This window comes from Glutamicibacter sp. MCAF14 (assembly GCF_052114325.1).
Lineage (GTDB): Bacteria > Actinomycetota > Actinomycetes > Actinomycetales > Micrococcaceae > Glutamicibacter > Glutamicibacter arilaitensis.
This window is the reverse complement of record NZ_JBFREO010000008.1, coordinates 69250-93153: the sequence shown is the minus strand read 5'-3', so window position 1 is coordinate 93153 and position 23904 is coordinate 69250. Positions and strand designations below refer to the sequence as shown.

Below are 23904 nucleotides of genomic sequence, written 5' to 3'. Positions count from 1 at the left end.
AGTCTGCCATGAGCAGTGTGCGCTAGCGCACACTAGCCCTGCGCAATTAGCGTGCCGAAGTGCATTGAGTCTGCCGCGCCGGGCACCCTACGCTGGCCTGAGAAGGACAATACTCAACGATGAGGGGTGTGCACATGAGCACGTACGCATGGATTGGCCTAGGCAACATGGGCGGACCGATGACCGCGAACCTGGTGGCCGCCGGGCACACCGTGCGCGGCTACGACCTGGACGCAGAAGCCTGCAAGACAGCAGCAACCGACGGGGTGCAGATTGCCGGCTCGATCGCCGAAGCCATGGACCAGGCCGATGCAGTGTTCACCATGCTGCCCAAGGGCGAGCACGTGCGTTCGGTCTATGAAGCCGACGACGGAATCTGGGCCAACGCGACCAACCACATGCTGCTGGCAGATTCCTCCACCGTGGACATCGAAACCTCCCGGGCCATCCACGCAGGTTCCCAAGAACGCGGACTGAACTTCATCGACGCCCCGGTCTCCGGCGGCATCTCCGGTGCCGCAGCTGGAACCCTGGCCTTCATGCTCGGCGGAGCACCGGAGCTGATGGAACGGGCCACCGAATTCATCGCACCGATGAGCGGCAAGACCATCGTTGCCGGGGGCCCCTCCATGGGCATCGCCGCCAAGATCTGCAACAACATGATGCTGTTCATCGACCTGATGGCCAGCGCCGAAGGCTCCCAGCTGGCTGAAGCACTGGGCCTGGACCCCGAGGTGTTCTGGCAGATCGCCTCGGTATCCTCGGGACGCTCCTGGGCGCAGCAGACCTGGTACCCGGTGCCCGGCATCATCGACACTGCGGCGGCGAACAACAACTTCGAGGCAACCTTCCGCACCGATCTTGCCCGCAAAGACATCGGACTGGCACTGGATGCCGGGCAAAGCACCGGCGTGCAGCTGCCAGCAGCCAGCTTGGCTCGCGAGCACTTCGACGAGCTGATCAGACAAGGGCTGGGGGATAAGGACTGCTCGCTGATCGTGAAGAACCTGTTGCCAGATGGCGTGGTGCGCGGCTGGAACCCGAAGGAAACCGAGTCCGCTCCGAGCGCTGCGAGCTGATCATGCGCCAGATCCAAGCCGCAGTGCTTGAGCACGCACAGAACCAGAAACCCTACGCCGAGCACCAGCCGCTGGTGATCCGCCAGCTGCAGCTGGAGGAACCCGGGCCTGGCGAAGTGCTGGTTCGCATCACCGCGGCTGGCCTGTGCCATTCTGACCTGTCGGTCATCGACGGGAACCGTCCGCGGCCCCTGCCGATGGTTCTGGGCCACGAATCAGCCGGGATCGTTGAACAGGTGGGCCGGGGCGTGGATCTGGCAATCGGCCAGCAAGTGATCTCCGTCTTCCTGCCGCGCTGCGAAAAATGCGATGCCTGCGCCACCGGCGGCAAGCTGCCGTGCAGCGCCGGAAGCCAGTCCAATGCCGAGGGCACACTGCTAGGTGGCGCTCGCCGGCTGTTTCTGGACGGAACCCCGGTGCACCACCACCTCGGTGTTTCCGCCTTCGCCAGCCATGCGGTGATGGATGCGCGCAGCCTCATCCCGGTAGGAGCAGACGTTCCTGCTCCGGTAGCGGCCGTGCTGGGCTGTGCCGTGCTGACCGGAGGAGGAGCGTTGCGCAACGCCGCGAAGGCAACCGGTGACCAGGACATTGCCATCGTTGGCCTTGGTGGAGTGGGCATGGCCGCCTTGCTGGTAGCTGCGGGCCAGCGAACCACCGGGAAGATCTTGGCAATCGACGCCAATGAAGAAAAACTGGCCATCGCCAGGGAACTTGGCGCCGATGATGCCCGCACCCCGCAGCAAGCAGAAGGACGCACCGCGCAGATTGTCATCGAAGCAGCCGGTCACCCGCGGGCCTTCGAAACCGCAATGCAGGTCAGTGCCGTGGGGTCCACCGTGGTGACCGTGGGGTTGCCAGCTCCCGGGGCGATGAGCAGCATCGAGCCATTGGCGCTGACCGCGGGGGCGCGTACGGTGATCGGCAGCTATATGGGTTCGGCCTTGCCGGCGCGGGACATTCCCTATTATGAGCAGCTTTGGCGTGAAGGCAAGCTTCCACTGGAAAAGCTCGTGAAGACCAGAGCGCTGGCTGAAATCAATCAGGCGCTGGATGAGTTGGCGGAAGGCCGTTCGGTGCGCCAGGTGCTTTTGGCCTGAAGAAAAGGGCGGAAAGACAGTAGAGTTGAGCAGTGACTGATTCCACTGCGGGGCCTCGTGCCCTGGCTACCCTGACCGACATCCGGGTATTCGACTACCTGTGCCAAGCTCCAGCGACGCGTACTCGGATTGCAGCGGAGCTGGGCATTTCCAAGCCCACCGCATCGCAGGCCATTTCCCGCCTTCAGGAGAACGGGCTGGCCGTATCCATTGAACGGGCTAACGAGCCCAAGCGCGGACGCGTGCCCGAGCACTATGCGTTGGACAGCAGCTTCGGCCACCTGCTTGCACTGTGCTTGCAGGCCGAATACCTGCAGGTGCGCGCCACCGATTTGAGCGGCAAGACCTTGGTAGACCGCCTGTACCCGCTCACTGCGCACACCAGTGCAACCGAAGTGGAGCAGATGGCAGCGCGCGAAGTAGCCCGCGTAGCCGGCGAACTCAAATCCCCTCTGCTGGCCGGTGCGGTCAGCCAGTCGGCCCCGGTGCTTCGCGAGGGGAATCCGCGCGTACGCCCCACCCCGATTTTCCCTTCCTCCGGCGCGAACCTCGCGGGGGCCTTCCCCGGCGGGATTGAAGTACTGCTGGACAATGACGTGAACTGGATGGCGGTGGCCGAAGCCGGCCAGAGCAACCAGTCGCTGATGATGCTCTACATCGGTTCGGGCCTCGGTGCCGGACTGGTGATCGACGGACAGCTGCACAGGGGCAAGCACGGCACCGCCGGCGAATTGGAAACCCAGCTGATAGGCGATTCGAACCTGCGTGAGGCGCTGGGTGCGGCAGGCATGTTCCAGACCCGCGTGCTCTGGGAGAAGCTGGCCGACAAGCGCAACTGGCCAGACTTTTTCGCCCCGCTAAGCCAGGTGCTCTCGAACCTCATTGGGTTTGTGGATCCCGAACGCGTGGTGGCCATCGGCCCGGGTCTGACCCCTGAAATGTGCCTTGACTTGGAGCGTGAACTGAACCAGAAACTCTTGGAGCCCGTGCAGATCCAGCTTTCCACGCTGGGTACCGACGCCGCGGCGCGCGGAGCGTTGGCCGGTGCCCGAGAATTGGCGTTGGATCACTTGTGGGAAAACTACCGGGTACGTTGACCAAAGTGACCTGAGTTATATATTGTAAAGAGTCCTTAAAATTTTTATTTGTTATCACCGGGGAGAACTCTGATGGCATTATCCGACGCATCGGCATCCACGTCGCAGTTCGCTGCCATCGGCCTTGATCTAGGTGGATCGTCGATTAAATACGGTTTGATCGGCACCGGCGGAAAGCTTGTCGAAGAGACCTTCAGCCAGGCCACCACCCCAGAAGGCGCACATCCAGATGATGTTGCGCAGGTAATGGCCCGGATCATTTCCCAGCTGCAGCAGCTTACCGGTGATGAACTGGCAGATATTCCTGTGGGCATCACCGTGCCGGGTATTGTCATTGACGGCGTGGTGCACTCGGCAGCAAATATCGACAAGGCCTGGGTCGGGTTGGATGCCACCGCCAAATTCAGCGCGCTGCTGGGCCGCGAAGTCTCTGTGCTCAATGATGCTGACGCGGCGGGCGTAGCAGAAGTCTATGCAGGGGCCGGCGCCGTGAACGGACAGCCGATCAAAGGCAGCACCATGCTGCTGACCCTGGGCACCGGCATCGGGTCGGCGTTCTTCCGCGATGGCGTGCTCTTCCCGAATGTTGAATTCGGCCACCTGGAGATCGACGGCTTCAACGCAGAAAGCAAAGCAGCCGCCCGCGTCATGCGCGAAGAGAACCTGACCTGGGAGCAATACATCGCCCGGTTGCAACGCTACCTGTCCCATGTGGAATTCCTCTGCAGCCCGGATTTGATCATCATCGGCGGGGCGATCTCCGAAGACCACGAAAAGTTCCTGCCACAGCTGGACCTGCGTGCCAAGATCGTTCCTGCCAAATTCAACAACGCCGCCGGAGTCCTGGGTGCCGCACAGCGCGCCCTGCATCCTGGCAATTAGGAACCACATGCACACGATTGACCCGAACGCCCAGATCAAGCTCGTCGCCGTAGATATGGACGGTACCTTCCTGGACGGCCAGGGCAAGATCCCAGAAGCAGCATGGGCTCTGATCGACCAGCTTCAAGCTCGCGGGATCAAGTTCGTGCCGGCATCGGGACGCCAATTCGCTACCCTGCGCGAGCAGTTCGCGCAGTTGGGAGACATTGCCATCATTGCCGAAAACGGCACCGTGGTGATGAACGGCGAAAAAGAGATCTACTCGAACATCATTGATCCGGCAGCGGTAGCCTCGGTCATCCAAGCGGTGCAAGGGCAATCCTCGCTTGATGCAGGGCTGGTGCTGTGCGGACGACGCACCGCATATGTGGAGCGCAGCGATGAAGCCTTCACCGCAGCAGTTGCTCCGTACTACCGTGCCGTGCAGGTAGTTGAGGACCTGTCCCAGGTTGAGGACGAGATCATCAAAATGGCCATCAACGTGGGAACTGGTGCGGTCAAGGAGATGGCAGCAGCGTTGGATGTGCCATTGCAAGTGGTCATTTCCGGCAGCCACTGGGTCGATGCCATGAACCATGGCGTGCACAAGGGCTTGGCTTTGAATGCTTTGCAGGAGAAGCTGGGCATCACTGCCGATGAAACGGCAGTCTTCGGCGATTACCCCAATGATCTGGAAATGATCAAGGCCGCAACCTACTCATTTGCGATGGCCAATGCGCATCCGGTGGTTGCTGAAGCCGCGAACTTCACTGCCCCATCTAACCTCGAGCACGGCGTGCTGCAGGTGCTGGGCGCTTATCTCGACGGGCGCGAACAGCTCTAGCGCAACGGAGCAAGATCCCTCCTCAGGTCGATGCGGGGGCTCAAAGAGCGTTGGTACGCTTCGAATATCCAGCGGGCCATCCAGGCTCCATGCCGATACGGAGGGATCAATTTTGGAATCGTCAGCAGCCATCATGGGCTCCGTGATCGTGCTCGTAGCCTTGATCGGTTGCGGAATCTTTGGTCGCAAGTCCAAGCGGTAGATCCCGGCAGCCACGGCAAATGCTTCAGGGCCTGGGTGGAAGAAAAATTCTTCCACCCAGGCCCTGGGCCTACCTGCCGGGTCTAGGCGCCCAAGTAATGGCGGATCCCGGCCAACGCGGCGCGTACGCCGGAATCCAGCGCACCGCGGTATTCAGGCAGGAAGAACGGGGAGTGGTTCCCTGCCGGTGCCGGATCTTCAGGATCCGCTCCGCCGAACATCCAGAACACATTGGGCACGCCGATGGCATCGCCCAAGGCACCGAAGTCTTCCGAGCCCATCAGCGGCGGCATCAGTCGAACCTGTTCCGCGCCGAACTCTTCACTTAGTGCCCCGAAGACATTGTTTGTCTGTTCCGGGTCGTTGTACAGGCGCGGGAAGCGGTACAACTCGGTGATCTTCGGTGCCGGTGCGCCCGAAGCGACTGCCTCGGCATCGATGATCCGGGTGATCGCCTTGAGCACCTGGTCTCGGACCGGTTCGGTCAGGGTCCGCACGTTCAGCGTGAATACGGCGGTGTCCGGAATGATGTTTTCCTTCAGCCCCGAGTGGAACGAACCGCAGGTCACTACGGCTGAATCCAGCGGGTGCAGTTCACGCGAGGTGATGGTCTGCAACCGGGTGATGATGTTGGCACCCAACACGATCGGGTCAATGGAATCCTGGGGCTGGGATCCATGGGCCTGCTTGCCATAGAGGGTGACCTCCAGCGAGTTGGCCATTGCCATGGCCGATTCCGGGGTGAGGTGGATATTGCCGGTGGCGAAGGGGAAAACATGCTGGCCCAGGACCACGGTGGGCCGCGGCGCCTGGTCCCACAGTCCATCAGCCACCATGGAGGCTGCCCCGGCGCTGGTCTCCTCGCCGGGCTGGAAGATGAATACCACCGTGCCGGCCCATGACTCGGTGCTGCGTGCCAAAACCCGAGCCGCACCCAAGGCGCTGGCCACGTGGGTGTCGTGGCCGCAACCATGCATCACCGGAACTTCGGTGCCGTCGGCGAGCACGCCTCGGGCGGTGGAAGCATAGTCCACCTTGGTGTCTTCAGCGATTGGCAGGCCGTCGCTGTCGGCGCGGAAGGCCACGGTGGGCCCCTGGCCATTGCGCAGGATGCCCACCACTCCGGTGCCGCCGCAACGGAAATGCTCGATGCCCAGCTCGCTGAGCTTGGATTCGATGAAGGCCGCGGTGTTGTGCTCCTGCATGGACAGCTCCGGATTGCGGTGCAGATGCAGGTAGTCCTCGTGAAGGGACTGGGTTTCGGTATCGGTCAGCCCGAAGGTGGTAGGCATGGAATGATCCTCTAGCTTTCTGCTGTGTAGATTTTCTTGCGGTCTCGCAGGACCCAGGAGAAGACGATGGAGCTGATGACGACGATCGCAGTTGCGAACATGCCCAGGTTCGGTGCCACTGGCATGACCACGAAGTTCATGATCAAGGCCAGAACCAGTGCGATAACCGTTGGCCGCAGTGACTTCATGGCCACGATGCTCTGTACCAATACCGCGCCCATCAGCGAAGGCAGGATGTACAGGCGGGCTACCTCGATGACCTCCAGGGGAATCATCGAAACCAGCCACGTGCCCAGCACGCCGACGAACAGCAGCAGGCTGGTCAGGTGGACGGTCGCCGCGCCGCAGATGGCCATGACCGCTGCGAGGTCCCCGCGCTTGGTGCCGGGCTTCGCGCCGATGGTGGACTGCGCGACGATCGCTGCAGGCAGGAGCTTGTTGGAGATGTTGCCGATCATGAAGGCCTGGTACATGGCCGCGGAACCAAGGATCGGGAAGTAGGTCAGCGGTTCAACGAGCCACAGCACGCCGAAGGTCGCACCCACTGCGATGAATGCCACCCAGATCATCGACGGGTCGATATCCAGGCCGCTGAAGAACGCGATGTAGATCGGGCCAATCAGCGAGAACGCCAGGCCAATGCTCATGGTGATCGAACCATAGCGTGAAGTCTGCTTCTCGAATCGCGCCATTGACGCATCGGCGCCGGTCAGTTGAGGTGTCGTAGTCATGAGAGGTCCTTAGGCGGTGTGCAGGAAGTAGGCGGCGACAATGGAGACGATGATGGAAATGCCCAACGCCCATTCCTTGAGCCATTTCAGATTCAAGGTCTTGGACAGCAGCAGGCACAAGCCCATGCAGGCTGCCGAAATGCCCACCAGAATTGCGTGGATGCTCGACTTAGGCAGTTCGGCAACGGTCAGTGCGGCGAATGCGCCGAGCAGGGCTGCGGTGGGGATCAGTGCCATCATTGCCGGGTTGCGCTTGGACATCGAGGCGCCGCCCTTTTTCATCAGCGGGGTCAAGATCAAGGTGGAGATCATCCACATCGCCCCGGACAGGCTCATTGCCATGAAGGCCACGCCAAAGACCTGCTGGGTGTAGGTGTCTCCGCCAAGTTCGGCACCCATGGTGCTTGCGGCGATGCTCGCTGATCCGGTTTCTGCTGCGGCAGAACCAATCAGGCCAATGCGGACCAATACAGCTGGTGTGCCGAACAGAGCCAGAAGAGCGATGGCTACGAGGACCACGGCCAGGGACGGTCCGACCGAGGCGACCATGCCAGCGCGGAAGGATTCCTTGACTTCGTTCAACGGCATATCTACGTGCGGTGCGGCTTTCTTCGCTGCACGCGAGTACAAGACGCACTGCACGAAGATGACGGCGAAGACGCCAAGAGCACAGATCCAAAGAACTGGGGAATTGGCCAGGGCCCAGATATCAGTTGAATTAGGATCACCCGCTGCCATGATGATTTGGGGATTCATGTGTGCTCCTAGCGCCGAAATGAATGATTGTGAGGTGGGTCTCTTTCATGTTCAACGATCCGTGATTACACTGTCTCTGGCAAGATATGGATTGATTAGACATATTTCTGGCCAAATCCTCCAAATGGACCGATGAAAGCACCTCGTAATCGAGGATCTGGTCGAAATAATCTGAACTTTTTCCATATAGATCACAGGAGCACCGGCGGCCGATGGTGATTATGGCCTGAAAGCGGGAATAATGTCCGATTTAAACACCCTCAGTGACCTGGAACGGCAAATTATCGTCGCATTGCAGGTTGACGGTCGTGCGACTTGGCGCAAGATTGCCCGGGTGATTGGTGAACCGGAGCGCACCGTTGCCCGCTACGGCTCCGCGCTGCTTGAACAAGGCAAAGTGAAGATCGCGGCGATCGTCCATCGTACGGGAGCAGTGATCGCGTCGGTGAGCTGCGCTCCGGGAACGATCCCAGTAGCCAGCCAAGCGCTGTCCGCGCGAACAGACACCAGCTTCACTTACATGGTCACCGGCGAAAGTGACGTCGTCAGCGAACTGCACTACGACGGCGGGTTGCAGGACATCCTGACGCTGCAGCTTCCGGCCACCCCAGGCCTGAGCAATATCCAGATCTACCCGATCCTCAAATACTTCAAGACCATTCGCGCCTGGCGTGGCGGGGAACTGAGCGAAGCGCAGGAAACGGCACTGGCGCCCAGTGCCGGAGGAGAGCTGACGACCTGGAACCCCGCCGGGGAGCTAGGGGAGAGCGACCATCTCATTATCGAGGTGCTGCGCAAGGACGGCAGGGCAAGTATTGGGACCATTTCGCGCCAAGTGCGGATGAGCGAAACCTCGGTGTCCCGCCGGCTTGACGGACTGCTGCGCGGCGAACACATCAGTATTCGTGCGTTGGTTGACCCGGCGCTGATGGGGTTCAAGGTTGAAGCACTGCTCTGGGTCCAAGTCTCGCCAGCCCACGTGGACGCATTGGGAACCTTGCTCTCCAGCTTGCCGCAGGTGAGGTATGTGGCCGCCGTGGCCGGCGATGCCCAATTGCTCGTGGACGTCACCGTGCCGTCCCAGCGGGATCTTTACGAATTCATCGCCAAGACGAACTGGGGCGAAATGGTCCAGCTGCGCACCTCAATGGTGCTCGGAGCCCGCAAGCGTGGTGGGCAGCCGGCCGGGGATTGAACAAGTCGCCAGACAAAGAATTCAGTAACAATTCACCGGATCCAGGTAACCCGTACCGGTTGATGCCCGCGTAGGTAAACGGCGGGTGAAAACTTGCCTACGGTACCAAAATAATGCGTAATATCGAGAAAATGGTTCGGCGCAACCTGCGAAGTGGCATAGTCTCACGGTACCGAGCGGAGTTCTGTGCGCTCATGCTGTTAACAATCGGTTAACGCTGCAGGGTGAAAGGAATACCGGCAACCGTGAGCAAGAGGTTGACCTTTGGGACGAACCAAGGAACAGCTACGCCTGAAAGTGCGTGGCGTAAACGCAAAGACGCGTGGGAACACTTGGGTTATGTGCTCAGCGAGATTTCTTCGGAGTACCAAGAAGAGAATCGGCGTCAAGAGCATGAGCTGGAGGCAGGACGGTTACTAGGCCTGCTGGCGGCCATTGAACCGTACTGGGCGAATCCCGGCATTGAATACTTCAACGAAGTATCCAGGCTGATGTCCGGCGGACAGTACGAAGACGCCATGAAGCTGGTGTACCAAGCGAACCAGACCTTCAGGACACTGACCCAATACGTAGATCTTGAGGGACACGAAGGAGCTGAAACGGACTCGTTGGAGTCCGGAGCAGCCAGCGTATCCAAGGGCAAGCCCTATATCCCCATGGTTGAAATCCTCTTGGTGGATAACGGGCCGACTGAAGAGATTGAGCGTTTCAAGGAAGAAATCGCTGAACAACGCCAGCACACTGATCCCTTCCACTACAACTTCGTGGTGGTGCCCAGCGTGGAAGATGCGCTGGCAGCCATCCTGATCAACCCGAGCATCCAGGCAGTGGTGCTCACCGCCCGCTTCGATACCTGCACGCGCAGGCGCCTGTCCTCGACACTGAAGAATTTCATTGCCCGCCGCATGAATGGCTTCTTCGGATCCACCAAGCAGATCCAAGGCTTGCTGGATCTGGAGAACATCCTCGATGACCTGCGCCCAGAAATACCGGTGTACCTGATCGCCGGGGTGGCGCTGGAATCCATTGCCCACGAAATCACCGGACGCTTCCGCCGGATCTTCTCGCGCAACGACCGGATGGATCTGCACCTGTCCATTGTGTCCGAGGTGCTCGAACGCTACCAGACACCGTTCTTCAACGCGTTGCAGAAGTACGCCAAGCGCCCCGGCGGGGTCTTCCACGCCATGCCGATTTCCCGGGCCGGGTCGGTGCAGAACTCGCCGTGGGCCCGGGATCTGGTGGACTTCTACGGCAAGAACCTGCTGCTGGCCGAAACCTCGGCCACCTCCGGCGGGCTCGACTCGCTGCTCGATCCGCAAAGCTCCATCAAGAAGGCCCACGAACTGGCCGCCCGCGGTTTCGGAAGCCACCGCACCTACTTCGTCACCAATGGCACCTCCACGGCCAACAAGATCGTGCACCAGTCGATCCTGGCCCCAGGGGATATCGTGCTGGTGGACCGCAACTGCCACAAGTCCCACCACTATTCCCTGGTGATGGCCGGAGCGAACGTGAGCTACCTGGAAGCCTACCCGCTCAACGAGCACTCCATGTACGGTGCGGTGCCTCTGGAAGAGATCAAGGGGCGGCTGCTGCAACTGCGCCGCGAAGGCCTGCTGCACAAGGTCAAGATGCTCACCTTGACCAATTGCACCTTCGACGGAATCATCTACGACCCGCGCCGGGTGATGGAAGAATGCCTGGCCATCAAGCCGGATCTGGTCTTTTTGTGGGATGAGGCATGGTTTGCGTTCGCCGGCTTCCACCCGGTCTACCGCCAGCGCACCGCCATGACGGTGGCCGCAAGGTTGGAAGAAGAACTGGAAAACGAAGAATACGCCCAGCGCTACGCAGCCCAGAAGGCCGCACTGCCTGAACCGGGAACCGCGGATCAACCGGAAAATGACCAGGCGTGGCTGGAGACCAGGTTGCTTCCAGACCCGGAGAAGGTCCGGTTGCGGGTGTACTCCACCCAATCCACGCACAAGACCCTGACCTCCTTGCGCCAGGGATCGATGATCCACATCTATGACCAGGACTTCGCGTTGCGCAACCTCAATGCTTTCCGCGAGGCCTACATGACCCACACCTCCACCTCGCCGAACTACCAGATCCTGGCTTCCTTGGATATCGGACGCCGCCAGGCTGAACTTGAAGGCTATGCTCTGGTGCAGCGCCAGGTGGACCTGGCCCAATCGGTGTGCCGGGCCATGGCCCGCAACGAGCTGCTGGGCAAGTACTTCAAGATCTTGAATTCGGATGAGCTCATTCCAAGCAAATACCGCGAATCCACGTCGGCGAATCCGGTGCGCGATGGACTGGCGGCCTGGGATGAAGCCTGGCAGAACGATGAGTTCGTGGTGGACCCATCGCGGCTGACACTGGACATCAGCCGGACCGGTGTGGACGGGGATACCTTCAAGCACGAGTACCTGATGGACGGGCATTCGATCCAGGTCAACAAGACCAGCCGCACCTCGGTGCTGCTGATGACCAATATCGGAACCACCCGTTCGGCAGTGGCGCACCTGATAGAGGTGCTGGTGAAGATCGCCGAGGAGCTGGAGCGCAAGCGCCGGCTTGATGGACGCGTGCTGGCCATGGGCAAGAAGAGCGCAAAAGAACTGATCCCCTTGCCGGACTTCAGTTCCTTCGCTCCGGAATTCTCTGGCGGTGGAGGCAGCGGAGACATGCATGCGGCGTACTACCTGACCTATCAGGACCCGGCCACGCACTTCCTGTCCTCTGCGCAGATCCGCTCCGAGCTGATGGAGGGTCAGCGGATCGTCTCGGCCGTGTTCGTCACCCCTTACCCGCCAGGCTTCCCGGTGCTGGTCCCCGGGCAGCTGGTGACCTTGGGCATCTTGGATTACATGGATCGCCTGGACACGCGTGAGATCCACGGCTACCACCAGGATCTGGGTTACCAGGTCTTCACGCATGAGGCGATGGCTCAGCTGCAGCCGCGCAAGTAGCGGCCCTAAGCCGCCAAAAACTAACGCCCTGGCTGGACCATCGTGGTCCTGCCAGGGCGTTTGCCGTGCAGCGTGCGCTGCGCTGCTGCTATTTCGTGGCCAAGTAGGCGGAAACCGCTTCAAAAGCACGGATAGTCGGGAACAGCTTGGAAGCATCCTGCGGCAGCGGCCAGCTCGAAAGCTTGACCGCCACCATCTTGGTGGCCGGATCCATGTAGATCATCTGGCCATGGATCCCCAAGGCCACCGCGGCATTGGTGGCGGGGTTCGGGAACCAGATCTGGTTGCGGTAGCGCCCGCCGGGCATCATGTTATCCCCGGGGGACTGGGCGAAGGCCTGGGCCAGCAGCGGGTCGGCGCCGAAGGTCTGCGCAACCCAATCCTCGGAGAGCACCTGCTTGCCCGTCAGCGCCCGGCCGCCGTTGACATACATGTGCCCGAAGCGCGCCAGATCGCGCAGGCAGGCGTTGAAGCCGCCATCGAACATGCCGGTGCCGAACTGGTCCACACCCATCACCAGGTCCTGCTGCGCCCCGATCTTTGACCAGATGTACTTGGAGAGCAGCTCCTGCATGGGAGCGCCCCCGGCCGATTCCAGCACCCAGCCCAGCGCATCGGTTTCACACGAACGGTATTCGAAGGGTCCGCCGTGCGGACCTTTGGCCTGCAAGGTCAAGAGGAACTCGTACATGCCGATCGGTCCGATCGCTCCGCGCGCCGGCGCCCACCCGATGGCTTCTTCCATCAGGCGCACTTCCGCGGTGGGATCCAGATACTCCTCGGAGAACTTGATGCCAGAGCGCATGTCCAGCAGGTCGCGTACCCGTGCTCCGGCGTAGCCGCTGCGGGCCAGCGCCGGGACGTAGGAGTCGACCGGGCATTCGACGTCGAGCAGCCCGGCATCGCACAGCGCGCCGGCCACCGAGCCGACCAGGGTCTTGCTGACGGACATCAGCAGATGGTCGGTCAGCGAAGTCATGGTGTTGTTGTACTTTTCCCAGAGGATTCGTCCGTTGTGCATGACCAGCACAGCGTCGGTGTTCGTCGCATGCATGACCCCGCGCACGGTCAACGCCGGGTCGGTGATGCTCGCTTTGGCCACTTCCAGCTTGCCCAGCTTCTCTTCGGCCAGGTGGAGCTTGACGATGGGCCCATCGCCTCGGGAAACCTTGATGGTGGGGTGGATCCGGGCAATGTTCTGGAAAGAGCGCTTGATGTTCTGCGGGTACTGCCAGGTGGCGATGTTCAGCGCGTTGCTGGCAGTTGGCGCAGTTCGTGCCGCGGTGGTTCCGGCGGCATCGGTGGCCTCAGTTGCCATGCTCTGCTGGAGGAACGTCAATTCCCTTGTATTGGGAGCGGATGGAGGAGATGAAGTGCTTGGCGTCGATGCTGAGCTTGGTCTTCTTCTTGCCCTCGTACTGAAGCTTGGATTTGGTGACCAGGACCCCAAGATCAGCTCCCTTCCATCGGTAGTCTTCTACCCCGTAAATGCGCAGGAAGAATGCTTCCTTGTGGTTCTGCAGCTGGTGCCAGTCCAAGGCGGAGCGGGAGAACTGCAACTTCCCGCGTGAGTCCAAGAAGTACTTGCCCGTGCGCGGGGCGTGGGTGATGTACTGGAGGATGTCATCGGTTTCCTTGATGATCATATGGCTCCAGATATCGGCCCCGCTCATCTCCTCCCAGCGGGCGTTGATCTCGTCAACGTCCAGTTCGAATTCCACGTCAAGGAATTCGAGCAGGTGGAAGAGGAACAGTGGTACATCGGCATAGGCGCCGGCGGTGACGTTGGTGATGGCGCTGGCCCCGGAGATTCGGGGGTTCAGCTCGCCCAGATAGACTTCGTCGGTGTCGGTATCCACCAGCACGTCCACTTCGAAGAAGCCACGGTAACCGGTGTTCTCCAATCCGTTGCCCACCTTGCGGACCAGGTCGATAGCGCGCGAACGCTGTGAATCGGTGAGTACATCCGGGTGCATTTCGTTGCCGCACCAGCCGCCCTTGTAGGGGGTCAGTTCCTTGTAGCCGGCCAGTTCGGTCAGGATCGGGCCCACGACGGTGCCGCATCCGGTCAACACTGCTTCTACCGCTACATGCTGGTTGTTGATGCGTTTCATGATCTTCAGCTGTTCGCCGATGATGTTCTTCGAGTGGGCCTTGAATCCGGCCTTGGAATCGATGAAGAACGTGGTCTTCCCCGAATCGCCGTACGGGGTCTGCACCACTAGGTCATCGCCCAGGCCAGCTTCATTGGCCAGTTCCATCAGCTCGTCGTAGCTGTCGGCGGTGCCAAGTACGTTGGGCACCGAAGGGGCGCCGGCGGCGTTGCCCAGCTGGGTGGTGACAATCTTTGAATCCAGCTCATTGCGCAGGGCGGCCGAGGGCAAGATCAGGTCGTAGCCCAGTTCCTCGCAGATCGCTTCGGTTTCCTCGTCGAAGAAGACCATGGCAATTTTCGGGCGCGGACCGCCGGGGGTGCACTGGGAATCGATGTATTCGCGGACTTCGGGGTTTTCCAGCAGCCAGTTGTTGATTTCTTCGGCGCTCTGAAAATCGACGTAGGGCTTTTCAGCCGGGGTGAAGACCCGCGGGTGGTGCCCATCCCAACCGTCGTAGTAGGTGATGTAGCTGAATTTCCGGACCCATCGGTCCAATCCCAAGAGGTTGACCGGGGTGGCGCCGAGGAAGAAGATCGAGGTTTTGTTGGTGCGGAAGAAATGGCGTACTTCGCTCATGTTCTTCAGCTTGCGTTCGAAGGGCAGGATCTTGGAAGAGACTTCGTCGGGCAGCTGCTCGTTGTAGGCGGCATCAACGGCGACGTTGGCGCTGAGCTGGTCGGTGGGGGTGTGCGCCTTGCGGCGGAGCTTGTCCAAGTCGCTGGGCTTGGGCATGCGGTGGCGAGAAGCCGGGGCGTGGGCTTCAAGAAGGTTGGCCATGATGTGGTGATGTCCTTTGAAACTGTCCGAGGATGAGTATGGGCACGGCACAAGGCGTGACAGTTTCATGCTCAGCGTTCAGTGTAAGCACCAGGGCTCTTTGCGATTAATGCACGGTGAACATTGCACCTGGCCCCGCCGCATATGCCTGTGACGTGGCATAAACGACGGGGTCTGGGATTCAAGGTAAATCAAAGGTTACCGACTGTTGCGTTGTAAGTACCGCTAGCTGGAGACCGTGGAGGCGAAATCCACCTCATGGAATTCAAATCCGGCCTGCTCCAGCACCTGGCTGGTGACCTTCCGGCCGGTCAACGCAACACGGGCATTGGAACCCATGAAGGCGGCACCGATCTTGGGCAGGACCGAACCGGTGGGCAGACCTGGCAGCCCGGCGATGGAACGCAGCGCCGACATGACCTCGGAGTTGCGCAACGGGTTCGGGCTGGTCGCGTGCACCAGCCCTGCAGGAATTTTCGGCTCTTCGAAGCCCAGCAGGCAGCGGACCAGGCGCAGCCAGTCTTCCAAGCCGATCCAGCTGAACCATTGCTTGCCATCACCCATCGCGCCGCCCATGCCGGTATTCACCAGTAGGTTCAGTGGTCCGAGCAGCGGAGCATCCGGGTGCATGACCAGCGAGGTGCGCAGCAGGTAGCGCTGTGCGGCGTTGACCTCGGCTTCGGTGAAGGCCTGCTCCCAGGCGGCGGCCACACCGGTCATTTCGGGCAGGGCCCGGTGGTCGGTGGGGATCGGGCTGGATTCGGTCAGTTCCGCTTCGCCGGCATCGCCGAAGATCGCGGTGGTGCTGGCCTGGATCCAGGTCGCCAGTTGCGGGGCGCCGGCCGCGGCTTCTGCCAAGGTCTGGGTGGAGGTCACGCGCGAATCGGTGAGCGCGGCGATATTCTCCGGGGTGTTGCGCTTGTCCACGCGTTCACCGGCCAGGTTGATCAGGTGTACCGGGTGTTCGCTGGCCAGTGCGCTAGCCCATGGGCCCTGATGCACGCCGTCCCAGGAGAACTGTTCCGCCGGGAAATCCGTTTCGGGGGAGCGGGTGAGCACTGCGACCGAAATGCCGCGGCAGACCAGGTCCGCCACCAGATTGCGGCCCAGGAAGCCGCGCCCGCCGGAAATGACCACATGGGCATCGCGCTTGTGGTGGGCGGTGGGAGCGATGATCTTGTAGAGCCGGGCGGCTGCCAGCGCGAAGTCCTTGCACAGGGCATTGGCCACAGTGAACTTGAACGCGGCGGTACCTGGCCCGTGCAGCTCTACGGTGAAGTGCAGCAGCGAGCCTTGCTGGTGCTCATCGACCTGCCAGCGCAGAACCATTTCACCGGCTGGCTGCGGCTGGGTGAATTCGACCATGCGGGTGGCCTGGTTGCGGCGGGTGATGGACCCAGAGGGCGCCGTGTTGCGGTGCAGGGCCCCGAAGAGCTTGCCCGGCGGCAGCAGATCCACCTTGGTGCCCACCCCTCGCTGGTCATCGTGCACCACGAAGCCATCGAAGCTCTTCATCCATTCACCGGTCTGCGACAAGTTGCCGACGATGGAGTAGACCGCCTTGGGGTCTGCGGCGAGGAACTGGGATTCGGTGCGCTGCCAGTGCGTGAATTTATTCTGGGTGCTCATCTTGAGGGAATTCCTTCCAGCTCGGGTCCGCGGCATAGCTCAAGGCTACTGCGCCTGGCTGTGTACTGCAGTCACGACATCGGTGCTCACACCGAACTGTTACATCTGTGGTGGAAAAGGGAAAGCTCCCCTGATCCGTGCGGATCAAGGGAGCTTTGGCTGAAGCGGGGACCTAGGCGGTTACCTTGGAACCAACTTCTGCTTCCATTTCGGAGAACTCGGCGTCGATGGTCGGGTTCAGGCGGTGGGTCGCCTTGGAAACCACGATTGCGACAACCAGTGCCACGATGAAGCCTGGAACGATCTCGTACATCGAACCGGTCAGGGCATCGATGTTGCCCCAGATGAAGACGACGACAGCGCCGGAGACCATGCCGGCGAAACCGCCAACGGCGGTCAGCTTGCGCCAGTACAGGGACAGCAGCACGATCGGACCGAAGGCTGCGCCGAAGCCGGCCCACGCGAACGCCACCAGATCCAGGATCGAGGAGTTCGGGTTCAGTGCCAGCAGTGCGGCGACGATTGCGACCAGCAGCACGCCGGCACGGCCGAGCATGACCAGGGCCTTTGGCGAAGCCTTGCGTCCGGTGATGTTGTAGAGGTCCTCCACCAGTGCCGAAGAGCAAACGATCAGCTGCGAAGACATGGTGGACATGATGGCTGCCAGCACCGCGGCCAGTACCAAACCGGCGATCAGCGGGTGGAAGAAGACCTGGCTCAGCAGCAGGAAGACGGTCTCGCTGCTTGCCTTATCCAATGGCTCGTCAGCGAAGTAGGCGATACCGATCAGAGCGGTCAAAACCGCACCGATGGTCGAAACCAGCATCCAGCCCACGCCGATGCGGCGGGCAACCTTGGCTTCGCCAGGGGTGCGCAGCGCCATGAAGCGCACGATGATGTGCGGCTGGCCAAAGTAGCCCAGGCCCCAGGCGGCAGCCGAGATGATGGCCAGCAGGGCAACGCCTGCACCGTTTTCAGTGAATGAGGAGAACAGGTTGAATGCTTCCGGGTTCACATCGGTGATGCGGGTAGCCAGGGTGGAAGGATCGCCGATGCGGATGACTGCGACGATCGGCACGGCGATCAGTGCAATGACCATCAGCACGCCCTGGACCATGTCGGTCAGCGAAGCTCCGAGGAATCCGCCGAACAGGGTGTAGAGCAAGGTGATGACGGCAACGAAGCCCATGCCGGCCAGGTACTGCCAGCCGAAGGAAGCCTCGAAGAACTTGCCAGCGGCAACCATGCCCGAGGAGACATAGAAGGTGAAGAAGACCAAGATGATCACTGCGCAAGCGATGCGCAGCAGGTGCTTGGAATCTTTCAGGCGCTTCTCGAAGTAGCTCGGGATGGTGATGGCGTTCTGCGAGATCGCAGTGTAGGAGCGCAGTCGTGGAGCGACGAACTTCCAGTTCAGCCAGGCGCCGACCAGCAGGCCGATGCCGATCCACGATTCGTGCATGCCGCCGAGGTAGATAGCGCCAGGCAGGCCCATCAGCAGCCAGCCGGACATATCGGAGGCGCCGGCCGAAAGCGCGGCGACCCATGGCTTCAGGCCACGGTCGGCCAACATGTAGTCGTCAATATTGTTGGTGCGGCGATATGCGATATAGCCGATGCCAAGCATCGCAGCCATATAAATTGCAATCGCAATCATCTGGAAAGTCTGGTCGGACATTTTTCCTCATTACCGTTTGTGCCTGGGACTCCGAAGAATCAACCGAGGCGCGGATTTATGTGGTGCGAGTCACCACTATGGCACTAATTGCGCGGTTTGTCGCACGTGCCTTTTGGTCTGTGATCATTTCGTTACGTACTCGACCGTATCGAAGTCTGCCGGTGTAGCCAAAATCGCCAAGTTGCTTGCGTCACTCATTCCGGGCTGCGCGTGCAGTGATTTGCGCACCGCGCGGATGGCGGGGGACTGGAGAGAAGAATGCCTCATGGCGGTGAAAATTGTGCGCTTGGGAGCGCCTGGAAGATCCACCGTGCGCAAGCTGTCCCGGTGGTCGCGCAGCACTAGCTCTGGAAGCATTGCCACGGCGTTGCCTGAAGCGACTAACTGCACGTGAGCCTGCAAATCCGCGGTTTCATAACGGAGGTCCGGCTCGAAGCCGGCCAGTCGGCAAGCCTGCAGTGCCCAGTGCCTGCTGGCGGCCCCTTCTGGCTCCACTACCCAGGGCAAGGACTTGGCATGTTCCAAGTTGCGCACCCGGTCGAATCCAGCGTTCCCCTCGGCGCCTCGTGCTGGCAAGGCCAAGCGGATCGGATCGTGAGTCAGAACACGTCGATCAAGGTTTCCGTAATGTGGTGCAGAATGCCCCGAATATTGTTCTGCGACGACCAGATCGAAGGTTCGGCTGCTGGTTTCGTTCAGCGCATCGGCCGGTTCCTGCTGGCTCATCTCCACCCTCAGCGCCGGATATTCTTCGCGCAGCTCGCGCAGTACCGGCGGCATCAGGGCCAGCATGGCGGTCTGGAAAACTGCTAGTCGCACGGTTCCGGAGACCGTTGACATGGTGGCGGCCAGATCCGCTTCGGCGCGTTCCATGGAATCGAGCAGCTCTTCGGTGTGGGCAACCAGAATCTGGGCCTGCGGGGTCAGTTTCAAGGTGCGTCCGGTACGCCGAAGCAGCTCCACTCCGGTTTCGGATTCCAGCTGGCTTAGCTGCTGGGAAACGGATGAGGGTGAATAGCTCAGTGCATCGGCTACTTCAGCGATGGTTCCGCGGATATTCAGTTCGCGTAGTAAACGCAATCGTCTCAACTCAAGCACGGGTTTTCCGCCGTTCAGTTAATGGGTATTTACGCAGTGCAAATACATCGGCAAAACCGAACGATCTACTTCGGTTTTGTTCACTTTTGCTTAAGACAATATAGGTTCATACTCGATCTTGCACACAGCTTTTACTAGCGGTTGACTGACCACAGAAGACAACTAGATTAGCCATAACGACATCAGCGTTCGGTGCCGAACCACAAGTTACGAATAGCATCGAAGGGACCCATTAGTGTCTTCTCTCTCCACACAGCACGTAGTTCCCGCAGCACTGGATGCTGAGGGCAACCCGCTCACCGCTCCGGCGGACCTCGCAGAGGATGTCATCCAGCTGGTCCGCCGCTGGCTTACCGAGGCCGCAGACTATCCTGTGGATGCTGCCGCCGCCCGCCTGGCCGGCCTGCTCAAGGACCCCAAGGGACTGGACTTTGCCGTCGGCTTCGTCGACGAAGTCATCCGCCCCGAAGACCTGCGCGTCGCAGCGATCAACCTGAAGAAGCTTGCCCCCAAGGTGCCAGGCTTCCTTCCTTGGTACATGCGAAAGGCCGTGGGCCTTGGCGGAACCATGGCCCCTGTGCTTCCGCAGGTCGTCGTGCCCATTGCCCGCAAGGTTCTGCGCGAAATGGTGGGGCACCTGATCATCGACGCCTCGCCGACCAAGCTGGGCTCAGCTATCTCGAAGATCAAGCGCGATGGCGTTAACCTGAACGTCAACCTGCTCGGCGAAGCCATCCTGGGTGAAAAGGAAGCAGAACGCCGCCTGGAAGGCACCGCGAAGCTGCTGGATCGCGATGACGTGGACTACGTGTCCATCAAGGTTTCTTCCACCGTCGCTCCGCACAACCACTGGGCCTTCGACGAAGCAGTGGAGAACATCGTAGAGAAGCTGCGCCCGCTCTACGAAAAGGCCGCACGCAGCCCCAAGAAGAAGTTCATCAACCTGGACATGGAAGAATACAAGGACCTGGAGCTGACCATCGCGGTCTTCACCAAGATCCTGTCCATTGATGAATTCAAGGACCTGCCAGCAGGCATCGTGCTGCAGGCTTACCTGCCAGATGCCCTGTCGGCCATGATCGAGCTTCAGGAATTCTCCGCGGCCCGCGTGGCAGCAGGCGGCGCACCAATCAAGGTGCGCGTGGTCAAGGGCGCCAACCTGCCGATGGAAATCATGGAAGCCGACATCCACGGCTGGCCACTGGCTACCTGGCACACCAAGCAGGATTCGGACACCAGCTACAAGTCCGTACTGGACTACGCGCTGCGCCCAGACCACGTGAAGAACGTGCGCATCGGCATCGCCGGCCACAACCTCTTCGATGTGGCACTGGCCTGGCTGCTGGCCAAGGCCCGCAAGGTCACCGACGGCATCGAATTCGAAATGCTGCTGGGCATGGCTACCGGCCAGGCCGAAGCGGTGCGCAAGGACGTCGGCTCGCTGCTGCTCTACACCCCAGTGGTGCACCCGGCAGAATTCGACGTGGCCATCGCCTACCTGATCCGCCGCCTGGAAGAAGGCGCCAGCCAGGAAAACTTCATGTCCGCTGTCTTCGAGCTGTCCAAGAACGAGCAGCTGTTCGAACGCGAGAAGAACCGCTTCCTGGCCTCGCTGGAATCCCTGGATAACACCATCCCGGTGCCGCACCGCGTGCAGAACCGCCAGGTCCAGGACCCGGCGCTCACCGAACGCGTTGCAGGATTCGCCGACGGCTCCACCAACTTCTTCAACACCCCGGATACCGATCCGGATCTGGAGCAGAACCGTGCGTGGGGACGGGAAATCCTGTCCAAGATGGAACACTCGCCATTGGGCAAGGAACTGGTCAAGAACAACACCTTGAACAGCGCCGGTGAACTCGATGAATCCATCGCCATGGGCGTGGATGCCTCCGCATCCTGGCAGGCACTGGGCTCGGCCAAGCGCGCGGAGATCCTGCACCGCGCCGGCCTGCTCTTCGAAGAGCGCCGCGCCACCTTGCTTGAGGTCCTGGGCTCCGAATGCGGCAAGACCATTGACCAGGGCGACGTGGAAATTTCCGAAGCCATCGACTTTGCGCACTACTACGCAGAACTGGGCCGCGAACTGGATGCCGTAGATGGTGCGAAGTTCGTTCCATCGAAGCTGACCGTGGTGACCCCGCCATGGAACTTCCCAATGGCCATCCCTGCCGGTTCCACGCTCTCGGCACTGGCCGCCGGTTCCTCGGTGATCATCAAGCCTGCCTCCCAGGCCGCCCGCGTGGGTTCGGTCATGGTGCAGTGCCTGTGGGATGCCGGGGTACCTAAGGACGTACTGCAGCTGGTCTTCGTGGGCGACCGTTCCCTGGGCCAGCAGCTGGTTTCCGACGAGCGCGTTGACCGCCTGATCCTCACCGGCGGCTACGAGACCGCTGAACTGTTCCGCTCCTTCCGCAAGGACCTGCCGCTGCTGGCCGAGACCTCGGGCAAGAACGCCACCATCGTCAGCCCGCACGCTGACCTTGACCTGGCTGCCCGCGACGTCGTGCAGTCCGCCTTCGGCCACGCTGGCCAGAAGTGCTCGGCGTCCTCGCTGGTCGTGCTGGTGGGCTCGGTGGCAGAATCCCGCCGCTTCCACAGCCAGCTGATCGACGCGGTGAAGTCGCTGAAGGTCGGCTACCCGTGGAACCCTGAATCGCAGATGGGCCCATTGATCGGCCAGCCAGGCGAAAAGCTCAAGCGCGGCCTGACCACCCTGGGTGCCGGCGAAACCTGGGCCATCGAGCCACAGCAGCTCGATGACTCGGGCAAGCTGTATTCGCCAGGCGTGCGCTACGGCGTGCAGCGCGGCAGCGAATACCACAAGACCGAATACTTCGGCCCGATCCTGGGCGTAATGACCGCAAAAACCCTGGAAGAAGCGGTAGAGATCGTCAACGAGGTGGACTACGGTCTAACCTCGGGCCTGCACTCCTTGGACAAGGACGAGCTGTCGTACTGGATGGAAAACATCCAGGCCGGCAACATCTACGTGAACCGCGGCATCACCGGTGCCATCGTTCAGCGCCAGCCATTTGGCGGGTGGAAGAAGTCGGCCATTGGTGCAGGCACCAAGGCCGGCGGCCCGAACTACCTGATCGGCATGGGCTCCTGGACCGATGCCCCGGCTAAGCAGGGCGCAGCGCTCTCGACCTTCGACGAGCGTTTGCTGAACACCGCACAGCTGGATGGCGAGCAGACTGAATGGCTCGGCGCAGCCCTGGCAAGCGACAAGCTGTGGTGGAACACCGAGTTCAACCAGGCCAAGGACCGCTCGGGCCTGAAGGCAGAACGCAACATTTTCCGCTACCGTGCAGTTGATGTCACCGTGCGCTTCGAAGAAGCCACCAGCGGCCACGGCCTGGCCGAGGCGCTGCGCGTCGTGGCCGCCGGTGTGACCGCAGGCTCGCGTGTCATCTTCTCCGCAGATGTGCAGCTGCCTTTGGGCGTACGCAACCTGTTGGCCGAGAACTCGGTGACCGTGGTGCGAGAAGACGCTGATGCATTCGCTGCCCGTGCAGCGAAGCTGGCAGCTAAGACCGGACCAGAATCAGCTGCCCGCATCCGCCTGATCGGCGGATCATTGAAGGCAGTTGCCGAGGCGACCAACGGCAAGCCGGATGTAGCCATCTACGCTTCGCCGGTGACCGCAGCCGGCCGGGTTGAACTGCTTCCGTTCCTGCACGAACAGGCAGTCTCGATCACCGCACACCGCTTCGGTACTCCGAATCACCTCACCGACGACCTGATCTAATCAGCCAGTCGTAAAAGGCAGTGGCCAGCATCCATATTTTTGGATGCTGGCCACTGCCTTTTGTTCTTTAATTCTGTTACTTCTTACCGGCCTTGAGCTTGATAACCACTGCATCAGCAGCGGCAGAAAGGATGGCTGGAAGGATATAGCGGGCCAAGGTCACCAGGGTGAAGAGGATCATCGAACCGCTAGCCGAACCGGCTACCGACAGGGTCACAAATCCCATGCCCAGCGCCGAGCCAAGCCCGACGAGCCAGCCCGCAAGCTTGCGTGGACGCAGCACAAACCAGCCAGCCAGAGAAAGCACTGGCAATAGCAGGCCCCACACCGTGAAGTAGCCGGTGTACATCCCGGTCAGATCCAGTCCTGAGACCAAGAACCAATCGCCGTACTCCACGGTGTCCAGCACCGGCAGCTTGAGCAGGATGTCCAGGACCAGTGAGAGCAAGACCAGCAGCATGGCGAAGATCTTGGTGTCCTTGCGGGCTTCGAACAACCAGAAGCTTCCAATGGCCACGAGCCGGACCACCCACAGCGCGACCAGGGAGAGCAGGCTTCCTCCGGTGACAAAGTCGGCGGTGGTAATCAGTGTGGATCCGGTGATGCCGATGGTCAGCACCAGCCAAACAATGATCAGGCGGGCAGGCAGCTGCAACAGGGGTTTTTCTTCGTTCACTT

At 60.9% G+C, this 23904-nt stretch carries 17 protein-coding genes; 8 read left to right on the top strand and 9 right to left on the bottom strand.

What is annotated here, in order from left to right; translation table 11 throughout:
- Window positions 1-134: 134 nt before the first annotated feature.
- The 5 genes from mmsB (at window position 135) to AB4Y71_RS15590 (ending at window position 4981) form a co-directional block, all read left to right on the top strand.
- The gene (gene mmsB / locus AB4Y71_RS15610) at window positions 135-1079 is read left to right on the top strand and encodes a 3-hydroxyisobutyrate dehydrogenase (RefSeq protein WP_441721765.1); all 945 of its coding nucleotides are present in this window, start codon (window positions 135-137) and stop codon (window positions 1077-1079) included.
- Between the two features lie 2 nt (window positions 1080-1081).
- Window positions 1082-2179, top strand: coding sequence for an alcohol dehydrogenase catalytic domain-containing protein (locus AB4Y71_RS15605; RefSeq protein WP_441721762.1), 1098 nt, complete (start codon window positions 1082-1084; stop codon window positions 2177-2179).
- A 32-nt stretch (window positions 2180-2211) separates the two neighbouring features.
- Window positions 2212-3276, top strand: coding sequence for an ROK family transcriptional regulator (locus AB4Y71_RS15600; RefSeq protein WP_441721759.1), 1065 nt, complete (start codon window positions 2212-2214; stop codon window positions 3274-3276).
- A 72-nt stretch (window positions 3277-3348) separates the two neighbouring features.
- Complete coding sequence (ppgK, locus tag AB4Y71_RS15595; RefSeq protein WP_441721757.1) at window positions 3349-4158, top strand: polyphosphate--glucose phosphotransferase; 810 nt, start codon at window positions 3349-3351, stop codon at window positions 4156-4158.
- A 7-nt stretch (window positions 4159-4165) separates the two neighbouring features.
- Window positions 4166-4981: an HAD family hydrolase gene (locus tag AB4Y71_RS15590; protein WP_013350027.1), complete on the top strand. Its 816-nt coding sequence runs from the start codon at window positions 4166-4168 to the stop codon at window positions 4979-4981.
- A gap of 284 nt (window positions 4982-5265) precedes the next feature.
- Here AB4Y71_RS15590 and AB4Y71_RS15585 read toward each other — a convergent pair whose 3' ends face one another.
- From AB4Y71_RS15585 to AB4Y71_RS15575, 3 genes are read right to left on the bottom strand one after another with little or no spacing between them, the layout of a single operon-like run.
- Window positions 5266-6474, bottom strand: coding sequence for an amidohydrolase (locus AB4Y71_RS15585; protein WP_441721755.1), 1209 nt, complete (start codon window positions 6472-6474; stop codon window positions 5266-5268).
- 11 nt (window positions 6475-6485) lie between these two features.
- Window positions 6486-7205: a hypothetical protein gene (locus AB4Y71_RS15580; protein ID WP_013350025.1), complete on the bottom strand. Its 720-nt coding sequence runs from the start codon at window positions 7203-7205 to the stop codon at window positions 6486-6488.
- A 9-nt stretch (window positions 7206-7214) separates the two neighbouring features.
- Complete coding sequence (locus AB4Y71_RS15575) at window positions 7215-7961, bottom strand: DUF5058 family protein (protein WP_013350024.1); 747 nt, start codon at window positions 7959-7961, stop codon at window positions 7215-7217.
- A 241-nt stretch (window positions 7962-8202) separates the two neighbouring features.
- Between AB4Y71_RS15575 and AB4Y71_RS15570 the strand changes: the two genes are divergently transcribed.
- Window positions 8203-9156, top strand: coding sequence for an Lrp/AsnC family transcriptional regulator (locus AB4Y71_RS15570; protein WP_441721752.1), 954 nt, complete (start codon window positions 8203-8205; stop codon window positions 9154-9156).
- Window positions 9157-9401: 245 nt separating this feature from the next.
- Entirely contained in the window at window positions 9402-12134 is a 2733-nt protein-coding gene (locus AB4Y71_RS15565) for an aminotransferase class I/II-fold pyridoxal phosphate-dependent enzyme (RefSeq protein ID WP_441721749.1), read from the top strand.
- A gap of 88 nt (window positions 12135-12222) precedes the next feature.
- Here the strand turns inward: AB4Y71_RS15565 and AB4Y71_RS15560 are convergent, their stop codons facing one another.
- From AB4Y71_RS15560 to AB4Y71_RS15540, 5 genes are all read right to left on the bottom strand, one after another.
- Complete coding sequence (locus AB4Y71_RS15560; RefSeq protein WP_441721746.1) at window positions 12223-13452, bottom strand: serine hydrolase domain-containing protein; 1230 nt, start codon at window positions 13450-13452, stop codon at window positions 12223-12225.
- Window positions 13442-15067 (bottom strand): biotin carboxylase, encoded by a 1626-nt coding sequence (locus AB4Y71_RS15555; protein WP_441721743.1) that lies wholly within the window; start codon window positions 15065-15067, stop codon window positions 13442-13444. Before AB4Y71_RS15555 ends, AB4Y71_RS15560 begins: the two co-directional genes overlap by 11 nt.
- A 225-nt stretch (window positions 15068-15292) precedes the next feature.
- Entirely contained in the window at window positions 15293-16696 is a 1404-nt protein-coding gene (locus AB4Y71_RS15550) for an epimerase (RefSeq protein ID WP_441688066.1), read from the bottom strand.
- Between the two features lie 172 nt (window positions 16697-16868).
- Window positions 16869-18374 (bottom strand): sodium/proline symporter PutP, encoded by a 1506-nt coding sequence (gene putP, locus AB4Y71_RS15545; RefSeq protein WP_441721740.1) that lies wholly within the window; start codon window positions 18372-18374, stop codon window positions 16869-16871.
- Between the two features lie 123 nt (window positions 18375-18497).
- Entirely contained in the window at window positions 18498-19472 is a 975-nt protein-coding gene (locus tag AB4Y71_RS15540; protein ID WP_417367022.1) for a LysR family transcriptional regulator, read from the bottom strand.
- 235 nt (window positions 19473-19707) lie between these two features.
- On the opposite strand from AB4Y71_RS15540, the gene AB4Y71_RS15535 reads away from it, so the two are divergent.
- Window positions 19708-23226: a bifunctional proline dehydrogenase/L-glutamate gamma-semialdehyde dehydrogenase gene (locus tag AB4Y71_RS15535; protein ID WP_441721736.1), complete on the top strand. Its 3519-nt coding sequence runs from the start codon at window positions 19708-19710 to the stop codon at window positions 23224-23226.
- A 76-nt stretch (window positions 23227-23302) separates the two neighbouring features.
- Here the strand turns inward: AB4Y71_RS15535 and AB4Y71_RS15530 are convergent, their stop codons facing one another.
- Window positions 23303-23902 carry a hypothetical protein gene (locus AB4Y71_RS15530; RefSeq protein ID WP_441721733.1) on the bottom strand — a complete coding sequence of 200 codons (600 nt, stop codon included), beginning with the start codon at window positions 23900-23902 and terminating at the stop codon, window positions 23303-23305.
- Window positions 23903-23904: the final 2 nt, after the last annotated feature.